Origin of the sequence: Burkholderia sp. Tr-20355, from assembly GCF_017104685.1 — a bacterium.
In the GTDB taxonomy this organism is placed as follows: domain Bacteria; phylum Pseudomonadota; class Gammaproteobacteria; order Burkholderiales; family Burkholderiaceae; genus Burkholderia; species Burkholderia seminalis.
Map to the genome: position 1 here is coordinate 67,300 of NZ_JAAGPK010000020.1, position 10,893 is coordinate 78,192.

Annotated in this window: 6 protein-coding genes; 3 read left to right on the forward strand and 3 right to left on the reverse strand. The window is 68.9% G+C overall.

All coding sequences use genetic code 11. The features are described from left to right. Positions 1-105: 105 nt before the first annotated feature. The 3 genes from G3N62_RS07935 to G3N62_RS07945 form a co-directional block, all read right to left on the reverse strand. Positions 106-822: an outer membrane beta-barrel protein gene (locus G3N62_RS07935; protein ID WP_124671319.1), complete on the reverse strand. Its 717-nt coding sequence runs from the start codon at positions 820-822 to the stop codon at positions 106-108. Positions 823-930: 108 nt separating this feature from the next. Continuing rightward, a complete protein-coding gene (locus G3N62_RS07940; protein ID WP_124671320.1) occupies positions 931-1,569 on the reverse strand; it encodes a response regulator in 639 nt (212 codons plus the stop codon). Continuing rightward, complete coding sequence (locus G3N62_RS07945; protein WP_124671321.1) at positions 1,566-3,002, reverse strand: ATP-binding protein; 1,437 nt, start codon at positions 3,000-3,002, stop codon at positions 1,566-1,568. The genes G3N62_RS07940 and G3N62_RS07945 overlap by 4 nt, the downstream gene beginning before the upstream one ends. A 559-nt stretch (positions 3,003-3,561) precedes the next feature. On the opposite strand from G3N62_RS07945, the gene G3N62_RS07950 reads away from it, so the two are divergent. The 3 genes from G3N62_RS07950 to G3N62_RS07960 form a co-directional block, all read left to right on the forward strand. Continuing rightward, complete coding sequence (locus G3N62_RS07950) at positions 3,562-4,350, forward strand: response regulator transcription factor (RefSeq protein ID WP_260449489.1); 789 nt, start codon at positions 3,562-3,564, stop codon at positions 4,348-4,350. A gap of 92 nt (positions 4,351-4,442) precedes the next feature. Then, positions 4,443-7,445, forward strand: a complete 3,003-nt coding sequence (locus G3N62_RS07955) for an ATP-binding protein (protein ID WP_124671323.1) — start codon at positions 4,443-4,445, stop codon at positions 7,443-7,445. 200 nt (positions 7,446-7,645) lie between these two features. Continuing rightward, the coding region (locus tag G3N62_RS07960; RefSeq protein WP_206141219.1) for an ESPR-type extended signal peptide-containing protein at positions 7,646-10,893 on the forward strand (3,248 nt) is incomplete at its 3' end.

A 10,893-nucleotide genomic window follows, 5' to 3' on the forward strand; every position in this document is an offset into this window, starting at 1 on the left:
GTTGCGGTAAATCGGACTGCGTCACCTTCAGTCCGATCCGGCAGTCAGCCTGGTCCTACCGTCCCCGGGGACCGGAGCGGACGATGCGTCGCCGCGCCGTCGCCGTCAGAACCGGCCGCGCAGGCCGATGAACACTTCGTTCGACGACAGCTTCGCCTTCAGCTGCTCGTCGCGCGCGTTGATGCGGTTCGCGAACGTGTTGAAGCCTGTCTCGACGTTGCCCATGTCGACATAGCGATACCCGAGGTCGATCGAGAAACGCTTGTTGATCGCATAGCTCACGCCGGCGCCGGCCGAGTAGGCGAGGTTGGTCTGCGTCTTCGATGCGAAGCGGCGCGCGTCGTTGGTCTGCCAGCCGTCGGCCGACACGATCGCGACACCAATGCCGAGCGTGCCGTACACGGAGAAGCCGCGGCCGAGATCGACATCCTTGTAGCCGTTCAGCATCAGGCGTTGCGCCGACACGTGGAATTCGTTCGCGTTCGCATCGAACGGCGCCCAGTAGCTGACGAAGTTGTTGTTGCGCTTGAACACGTATTCGCCTTCCGCGCGCCAGCCGTTGCCGAACTGGTAGCCGAGGCCGAGCGAGCCGGTGACGTTCGAGCCCGTCTCCGGGCCGCCGACGCGGCTCGCGACGCGCGGGCTCGTCAGCTCCATGTTCACCGCGTTGTCGAACGCGCCGATGATGCGGCCCGTCGCGTAGTAGCCGGCGTCGCTCGTGTCGGCGGCCTTCTTCGGCTCCGGCACGGCGACGTTGTCGGCGAAAGCGGCACCCGAGAACAGCAGGGCGAGCGTGGAGGGCAGGGCAAAGCACTTGATCATGATGAATCCGGTTCCTTGACGATGAATGGCTTGTCGGAGAAACCGTCATCGTAGGAACCGCGCGACGATCGTTGCACCCGGTCGCGTACGGGTCGCGCCTCCGTAGCGCTACGGAGGCGACCCGCCCGCGAGCGCCGCGTAATCGCGCACGAGCTCGACCAGCGACGCGACCTGCAGCTTGTCGAACACGTTCGCGCGATAGGTTTCGACCGTGCGCGGCGACAGCCCGAGCGCGCGCGCGATCGCCTTGTTGCTCCAGCCGCGCACGATGCCGTCCAGCACCTCGCGTTCGCGCGCGCTCAGCGTGGCGACACGGGCCGCGCGCACGTGGTCCGCATCGCCCTGCCCGCGCCGCGTGGCCTGCCGGCGCAGCGCCTGCTGGACCGCGTCGATCAGCTCGTCGTCGTCCGCCGGCTTGCGCAGGAAATCGAGCGCGCCGCGCTTGAACGCACGCCGGCACGCGTCGACGTTGCCGTGGCCCGTCATCACGATCACCGGCAGGTCGCGCCGCGCACGCAGCGTGTCGAGCGCGTCGAGGCCGCTCATCCCCGGCATCCGGATGTCGAGCAGCACGCAGCCGAGCGCCACGTCATCCGCATCGGCAAGAAAGGCCGATGCGTCCGCATAACGGCGCGTCGCGACACCCACCGTGCGCAGCAGCAGCGCGAGCCCGTCGCGCACGGCTTCGTCGTCGTCGACGATCGCGACGACCGATGCGTCGTGCGTCGAATGCCGCGAATCGTTCATGCGGCCTCCCCTGCCAGCGGCAACAGCAGCGCGGCCTCGACGCCGCCCGACGGCCGATTGCGCAGCGTCAGCGTGCCACCCTGCCGCTGCGCGAGCGTGTCGCACAGCGGCAGCCCGAGTCCGAGCCCGCGTGCACGCGTCGTGAAGAACGGTTCGAACAGGCGCGGCAGCGCGTCTTCCGGCACGCCGGGGCCGTTGTCGACGACGCTGAAGCGGTAATGCCCGCCGACGCGTGCGCCGCTGATGCGAATCTCGCCGCGCGATGCGCGCGCGCCGGCGAGCGCGTCGCGCGCGTTCTGGATCAGGTTGTGCAGGATCTGCTCGACCGCGATCGGCTCGGCGAACGGCCGCGCGCGCGCCGCCGCGTTGTGCCAGCCGAGCGCGATGTGCTCGCGCGCGCAGTCGTCGCGGTACAGGAACAGCAGCGCATTCACGATCGCGTCGGGATCGAGCGTGCGGCGCTCGCCGCCGTGCGCGGTGGTCACCGCTTCACGCATGCGCTCCAGGATCGCCGCCGCGCGCTTCGCCTGCGCGACGCTCGTCTGCAACGCACGGCGCACGCTGTCGCGCTCGGCCGGCTGGTCGAGCATGCGTTCGGCCGCACGCGTGTGGCTGACGATCGCCGTCAGCGGCTGGTTCAGCTCGTGCGCGAGGCCGGCGGCCATTTCGCCGAAGGTGTCGAGGCGGCCGAAGCGGTCGAGGCGCGCACGTGCATCGGCACGGCGCCGTGCCTCGCGCAGCCGCCATGCGCCGAGCGCACCGGCCGCGAGCAACGCGGCCACCGTGTTCCACAGCGCGATCGACAGCCACGGCAGGTCGGCGGCCGTCAGCGTGCGCGTCGTGCGCAGCACGAAGGCCTGCGGCTGCGCGGGCAGGTGTTTCTCGAGATGCATCGTCCACAGCGGTTGCGCATCGCCGGGCGCGGGCGACAGCAGGTCGATGCGGCGGTCGCGCAATTCCAGCGCCGCCGACGAGATTGTCGTGGACCAGTCCCCCGGCTGCAGCATCCGGCGCGGATCGACGCGCACGGCCCAGCCGGTCCCGGCGACGAGCCAGTACGCAGCGGGGCCGTCGAATGCCAGCGTGAACGGCTTGCCGGGCCGCCGCTGCGGCAGCGCGGCGGGCGCCGGCCCGCCATCGGTCTGCCAGCCCGCGCCGGGCCGCCAGTACGCGAGCCCGCCGAGTTGCGGCATGCGTTCGCGCAGGTTGTCGAGCATATGCGCGGGCGGCGCAGCGAGCGACGACGCGCCGAGCGTCGCGAGAATCGCCTCGTGCTGCGCGGCTTTCTGCGCGAGCAGGCGAATCGTGATGCTCGAATCCTGGAAGAAGCGGTCGTACGCGTCGGAGATGGCGCGCGAGACGACCAACGCGGTGCCGGCGAGGCTCAACGCGAGCCACGCAGCCAAGGCGGCGAGTCGGACGGACGGTTTCATGATCGATGGTAATGCGGCCATGCGCGACGGGTACGGGTCGCGCCGCGCGGCAAGCGAAGCGGTTGAGGGTGACGACGAGCGCGCGCATGGGACAAAGTGCCGTCCCTGCGCGCCGGATCGATTGCGCTCATTGTCGGCAAGTTGGCACTTCCCGTGGTCCGAATGCCGTTATGTTTGCCGTCAGACCCGTCCCAAATCCGGCCACCATTCGCGAATGGCCGTGCCGCGTCGACGACATCGTCTCGCACCTCCACTCGCACGGCGGCGCCCGCACCGGGTCGCAGCGTGAACACGATCGCGGCCGACCCCGCGCAATTTCAGACCAGGCTGATTTTCTTCCCACTCCGAACCGAACACAATCGGCCTGCCTGTCCTCCGGAGCCTCCGGGAGCACAGGCTCCATAGTCGATACTTTCTCCCGCCTCCCCTGGCGGGAATTTTTTTGGACGGCGTCACGCCGAACCCTGCCCGGAACCCGTCCGGCCATGATCCCGCTTCCGTTCATCCGATCGCGCATGCATCCCGCCACCGCGCCACACCGGCCTGGGCCGTCCACATCGTGACCGACGCTTCCTCCACCGCCATCGCGATCCTGACGATCGACCACCCGAGCCGCGGCTCGTTCGACGATCGCCTGCGCCGCGCCGGACATGGCTACGACCGGCTGCGCATCGAGGACATCCTGCGCCGCGCCGGCTACCGGCCGTCGCGCTTCGAGTATCTGCCCGATCTGCTCGCAGCCTGCAACACGCGCGCGTTCGATCTGTTCATCGTGCAATGCGAGACGGCCTGCCGCCGCACGACGGACGCGATCCGTGCGCTGCGCGCGCGTTTCGCCGGCACCGTCGCGATCCTGTCGATCAGTCAGCGCGACACGGAACTCGCGCGATCCGCCTGCTTCACGGCCGGCGCGAACGAGCATCTGCCGTACGCCGTGCCACCGGACCTGCTCGTCGCCAGCATGGCAACGTGGCTGCGCTGGTCCCATCATCGCGCGATCCATCATCGCCACTGGCGCATCGGCAGCTTCGAATTCGACACGGCCACGCGCAGCGTCATCGTCGCCGGCCGCGAGCATGTACTGACGGAGAAACACTTCCAGATCGCAACCGCGTTCTTCCTCAACATGGGCCGCGCGCTCGACCGCGCGCACGTGAGCCAGCTCGTGTGGGGTTCGCTCGTCGCGGCATCCAGCCGGCGGCTCGACACGCACGTCGCGTATCTGCGCGACCGGCTCGAACTCGACGGGCGGCACGGCGTGCGGATGATGACGATGTACGGGGTCGGGTATCGGCTCGTCGCGTGCGAACCGGGCGGGCCCGATTCCGATGGCGCGCCGCCGCAATGACGCCGCGCGCCCCCGCAACCCTGACAGGCCCCATTGCGCGCTGATCGGACTCCATTATCATGGGGGCACCCAGGCCGACCGCCCCGCTCCCGATGGACCACCGCGCCACACCCGATCACGCCCGCGCCGCCGCCGTACACGCGTCCGCCGCGCCGACCCGCATCGGCCGCCGCCAGCGCGCACTGCTCTATGCCGGCGGCGCGGCCGTGACGGTCGCGATCCTGCTCGCCAGCGGCCTGATGCTGTATACGATGGCGCGCGATGCGATCCAGGCGCGCTATACGACGTTCGCGGTGCGCCAGTTCCTCGTCCAGATCGAATTCAAGATGCGCACGACGGGCATGGACACGCTCGTCACGCACGACGAAGCCGTATGGAACACGCGCGCGACCGATCCGGCGCGCGTCGCCGCACTCCAGGCCGGCCGCGGCCGGCTCGTGATCCAAGGCAGCCCGGCCTTCCCGCCGACGCTCGTGCTGGCCGACCTGTCGCCCGCGCAACCGGCCGCGCGCTACGCGCACGATCTCGCGATGGCGAGCGACATGAGCTATCGCGTCGGCGCGTACGTCGCCAAGCACGATGCCGACCGCGCGATCGCGGGCTACGCCTATCGCCCCGACCACAGCTTTGCCGTCGTCATCCCCGAACCGATCCCGCCCGATCCGCTCACCGCGTCGCCCGCCACCGATGCAGCGACGCTCGTCGCGAAAGTCGCCGCCGGCATCGACACGCCGCCGCCCGGCCAATACCAATGGTATGCGCCCGTCTACGATCCCGTACAGCGCCGCGACGTGTTCCGGATCGCCGGTGCCGTCTACGATGCGCGTGCGCCCCGCGCCGTCTTCCTGTCGACGCTGCCGGTCGACGTGTTGCGCACCCGTCTGTCGACGGGCGGCACGACCGACGCCGCGATCGTCGCCGACGCGCAAGGCCGCACGCTGCTGCGCGCGGGCATCGCGGCCGACGACGACGCCACCCGCGTCGCACTTGAGCGCCTCGGCGCGCCCACGCACGAGGCAGCCAATCGCAGCGGGCCGCGCACCGCGTTCGGCGACGGGCTGTTCTCGCTGAGACAGCCCATTCCCGAAACCGACTGGACGCTCGTGCAGGCGTTCACGCTGCGCTCGCTGCTCGCGACGATCGGGCTGCACGCGGGCTGGTACGTCGCGGTCATGCTGGCCGTGATCGCGCTGGTCTGGTGGCTGCTCGTGCGCTTCGACCGCCGCGTATTGAAACCCGACGACGCGCGCACGCGCCGCGTGATCGACAGCGAGAACCTGAACCGGACGATCGTCGAGGCAGCGCCGTCCGGTATCGCGCTGCTGTCGCTCGCCGACGGCGCGGTGCTGCTGCAAAACGACACGATGCGCGACTACGATGCGCGGCGTGCGGGCGAACCTTCGTTGCCGGCGCGGCTGCTCGCACGCTTCGACCGCTCGCCCGCCGCCGCCGCGTGGCAACCCGATCTGCACGTGACGCTGCCCACCGCCGCCGGCGAGGCCGTCGACCTGCTCGTCAATCTGGTGCGCACGCGCTTTCGCGACATGGACGTCGTGCTGTGCAACTTCTCCGACATCACGTCGCAGAAGAACATCGAGCGCCGGCTCGACGAAGCGGCGCGCGCCGCCGACGCCGCGAACGACGCCAAATCGGCGTTCCTCGCGACGATGAGCCACGAGATCCGCACGCCGCTCAATGCGATCCTCGGCAACCTCGAGCTGATCGGCCGCGAGCCGCTCGCCGATTCGCAGCGCGAGCGGCTGCATACGGTCGAGGGCGCGTCGTCGGTGCTGCTCGACCTGATCAACGACATCCTCGACCTGTCGAAAATCGAAGCCGGCCAGATGACGATCGAGGCGATCCCGTTCGATCTCGCGGAGACGGTCCGGCAGACCGGCGCGATGTTCGAGCCGCTCGCGGCCGCGAAGGGGCTGCAGTTCGACGTGTTCGTCGACGATGCGCTCGCGTCGCGCTACGTCGGCGACCCGACGCGTATCCGGCAGGTCGCCGCGAACCTCGTCGGCAACGCGATCAAGTTCACGAACCACGGGGAAATCACGCTCGAGGTCTACCTGCGCGACGACACGAACCCGGAATCGCCCGTCGCGATCGGCGTGAGCGACACGGGCATCGGCATGACCGACGCGCAGCGCGCGGCGCTGTTCCGCCCGTTTACGCAGGCCGACACGTCGATCACGCGCCGCTACGGCGGCACCGGGCTCGGCCTCGCGCTGACGAAGCAGCTCACGCAGATGATGCAGGGCACGGTCGACGTGAAGAGCGAACCCGGCAAGGGCAGCACGTTCGTCGTCACGCTGCCGCTGCGCGCGGCCACCGATGCGCAGGTTGCCGAACATGACGCCGCGCGGGCCGACGATACCGCGCTGCCGGCCGTCGCCGCGCGCGTGCTCGTCGTCGACGATCACCCGGTGAACCGCACGCTGCTGCAAGGGCAACTCGTCACGCTCGGCTATGCGGCGGACGCCGCCGACGATGGCGCGGCGGCGTTGCGGCGCTGCGCGGAGACGCGCCACGACCTCGTGATGACCGATCTCAACATGCCGGGGATGGACGGCTATACGCTCGCGCGCGTGCTGCGTGCGCAATATCCGGGGCTGCCGGTCGTCGCCGTCACCGCGCACGCGAGCGCGGCCGAGCATGCGCGCTGCGCGGAAGCGGGCATCGCCGCCGTGCTCGTGAAACCGGTGCTGCTCGATACGATCGATCGCACCGTGCGGCGTTACGCGCAGACGGCAGCGGCGCAGGCGCCCGCCGCGCGCACGCTCGTCGATCTCGCGCAAGGTCCGCTGCCGCCGGACGTGCACGCGTTGCTCGAAACGAGTCGAGCGCAATCGGTCGCGGCGATGCACGACGCGGCATCACGCAACGATATCGCCGCGCTGCGTCACGAACTGCACTCGCTGCGCGGCGCGTTCGCGACGATTCACGAACATGCCGTGGCCGACGCGATCGGCGAACTGCAAGCCATCGTGCACGGCGGCGACCTGACGTCGTTCGATGCGCGGCTCGCCGACGCGGACGCCCTCGCGCGGGAAGCACTGCGACGGCGCGCAACGCAGGCGCCGACTGCCTGATTCCCGCACGGCCGGCCCTCGCGCGCCGGCCTCCCCGATCCCTCGCCTTTCGTTCTGCGGCGCATGCCCGCGGCGCGTCGTCGCGCGCGTAGGACTGGGCCTACACGGTCGCTATCTCGAATCAGCCAAGGACGACTGATTAGGACGAGGCCGATCCCTACCATCGGTTTGTGAACTGACAAACTGAAAGGAGTAGGGGCATGAACAAGACTTATCGCAGCGTCTGGAACGCCGTGACCAGCACATGGACGGCCGCCGCGGAAACGGCGAAGTCGCATTCGAAGGGATCGGCGCGCGCGGCGCGGCAAGCAGTGATCGCGATCGCGATCGGTGGTGCGGCGATCGGCAGCGCGGCCGCGGCGGAAGCGTGCACGACGGCAGACGGGTCGAGCGGGACAGTCGATGCGGCGGGGGTATGCACGGCGGCAGGCGGTGGTGCGATCGGCATGATGGGCACCGTCGGCACGATGGCGACTGACGATACGACCTTCGTAAAGGTCAACGCTACTGCAAATCCTGCAAGCGCAACCGGCGCCAATGCGATCGCCATCGGTCAAACCGTGACTTCCGCGGGTTCGAGTTCAGTTGCCATCGGCTCCAACACGACGGCCAGCGGCCTGCACTCGGTTGCGCTTGGTGCGGGAGCAAAGAACGCAGACGCCAGCGACCGGCAAATCGCAATCGGCGGCCAAGCGCAAACCACCGGAAGGTACACGATCGCGATGGGCTACCTGGCATCGGCAACGGTCGAAGACGCTCTGGCATTCGGACGCGCGTCTTCCGCAACGAACACCGGCGCGGTGGCGATCGGCGCCACTGCAACGTCGGGCGGCACGGGCTCGACGGCCATCGGCCAGTCAGCAGCCATCGCCAACGGCGCAAACAATGCCGTCGCGCTCGGGATGAACGCACGCGTGGCGAATTCGAACTCGGCCGCCATCGGATCCAATGCGTCCGCCTCCAACAATTATTCGACTGCGTTCGGCACGTCGGCCACCTCGACCGGCACCGCCAGCATGGTGCTCGGCGCCAATTCGACGGCAACCGGGAACTACAGCGTTGCTCTCGGCAGCGCCATTGGTACTGGTCGCGCCGCGGTGGCAACCGGCAACGCGTCGGTCGCGATCGGCACCACGTCCAGCGCCGGCGCCAACAACGCCGTCGCATTGGGCTTCGGCACGGTTGCGGATCGGGACAACACCGTATCCGTGGGTGCCGGTGTTCCCAATATCGACGGGAACAAGTTCACGCGCCAGATCGTCAACGTCGCCGCCGGCACGGAAGACAACGATGCCGTGAACGTCGGCCAGATGAAGACGGAGTTGTCGACGAAGGTCGACGATACGTACGTCAAGATCGATACGAGCAACAGCACGGTCGCCGCGCAAGCGGGTACGGCCGCGCTTGCGATCGGCACGAACACGAGCGCCTCGGGATCTTACGCGACGGCCGTCGGTAACAGCGCACTCGCCAGCGGCAACAACAGCACGGCACTCGGCTTCCAGGCCAGCAGTGCGGGCGGCGCCGCCGTCGCGGTCGGCAATGGCGCGAACGCAAGCGGCTCGCACGGCGTTGCACTGGGCGTCAACGCAAGCGCGTCCCATACCGATTCGGTGGCGCTCGGCGCCGGCGCGGCCACCGATCGCAACAACAGCATTTCGGTCGGCTCGTCGGCGCTGCGTCGGCAGATCACCAACGTGGCCGCCGGCACGCAGGACACGGACGCGGTAAACCTCGGCCAGATGACGGCCGAGTTCACGAAGACGAACAACGCGATCGCCGCGACCAACCTCACGGTCTCCAGCCTGAGCACCGGCTTGTCGACGACGAGCAACACGGTTGCCGGCCTGAGCACCGGGCTCTCGGCCACCAACAGCACCGTCGCGGGTTTGAGCACCGGCCTCTCGTCGACCAACGGCACGGTCGCCGGCTTGAGCACGGGCCTCTCGGCCACCAACAGCACGGTTGCGGGCCTGAGCACGGGCCTCTCATCGACCAACAGCACCGTCGCGGGCCTGAGCACCGGGCTCTCGTCGACCAACAGCACCGTCGCGGGCTTGAGCACCGGGCTCTCGTCGACCAACAGCGCCGTCGCGGGTTTGAGCACCGGGCTCTCGTCGACCAACAGCACCGTCGCCGGACATACGTCGCAGATCAGCGACATCGACGACAAGCTGAGCAAGCTCGAGAGCGGGACCAGCGGTCTCGTGCAACAGGCGAATCCGGGTGACGACATCACGGTCGGCGCGAACACCGGCGGCAACGCCGTGGACTTCAGCGCGACCGGCGGCACCGCACGCACGCTCAAGGGCGTCGCGGCAGGCGACGTGTCGGCCGCCAGCACCGAAGCCGTCAACGGCTCGCAACTGCACGGCGTGTCCGACAGCGTCGCGGCAGCAATCGGCGGCAACTCGAAGGTGAACTCCGACGGTTCGATCTCCGCGCCGTCCTTCACCGTCGGCGACGGCAGCGGCGGCACGAAGATCGTCAACTCGGTCGGCGACGTCGTCACCAATCTCGACGGCCGTGTCACGACCAACGAAGGCGACATCAAGAAGCTCGCCGACGACATCGGCAGCGGCACGCTCGGTCTCGTCCAGCAGGCCAACCCGGGTGACGACATCACCGTCGGCGCGAACACCGACGGCAACGCCGTGAACTTCAGCAGCAAGACCGGCGCGCGCACGCTCAAGGGCGTCGCGGCAGGCGACGTGTCGGCGACGAGCACCGAAGCCGTCAACGGCGCGCAGTTGCATGGCGTGTCCGACAGCGTCGCGGCAGCAATCGGCGGCAACTCGAAGGTGAACTCCGACGGTTCGATCTCCGCGCCGTCCTTCACCGTCGGCGACGGCAGTGGCGGCACGAAGATCGTCAACTCGGTCGGCGACGTCGTCACCAATCTCGACCGCCGTACGACGACCAACGAAGGTGACATCAAGAAGCTCGCTGACGACATCGGCAGCGGCACGCTCGGTCTCGTCCAGCAGGCCAACCCGGGTGACGACATCACCGTCGGCGCGAACACCGACGGCAATGCCGTGAACTTCAGCAGCAAGACCGGCGCTCGCAAGCTCGCAGGCGTCGCGGCAGGCGACGTGTCGGCAACGAGTACCGAAGCCGTCAACGGTTCGCAACTGCACGGCGTGTCCGACAGCGTCGCGGCAGCAATCGGCGGCAACTCGAAGGTGAACTCCGACGGTTCGATCTCCGCACCGTCCTTCACCGTCGGCGACGGCAGTGGCGGCACGAAGATCGTCAACTCGGTCGGCGACGTCGTCACCAATCTCGACCGCCGTACGACGACCAACGAAGGTGACATCAAGAAGCTCGCTGACGACATCGGCAGCGGCACGCTCGGTCTCGTCCAGCAGGCCAACCCGGGTGACGACATCACCGTCGGCGCGAACACCGACGGCAATGCCGTGAACTTCAGCAGCAAGACCGGCGC

Coding starts and splice junctions, on each gene's coding strand:
- G3N62_RS07935 (WP_124671319.1), bottom strand. CDS start 822: ATGATCAAGTGCTTTGCCCTGCCCTCCACGCTCGCCCTGCTGTTCTCG.
- G3N62_RS07940 (WP_124671320.1), bottom strand. CDS start 1,569: ATGAACGATTCGCGGCATTCGACGCACGACGCATCGGTCGTCGCGATC.
- G3N62_RS07945 (WP_124671321.1), bottom strand. CDS start 3,002: ATGAAACCGTCCGTCCGACTCGCCGCCTTGGCTGCGTGGCTCGCGTTG.
- G3N62_RS07955 (WP_124671323.1), top strand. CDS start 4,443: ATGGACCACCGCGCCACACCCGATCACGCCCGCGCCGCCGCCGTACAC.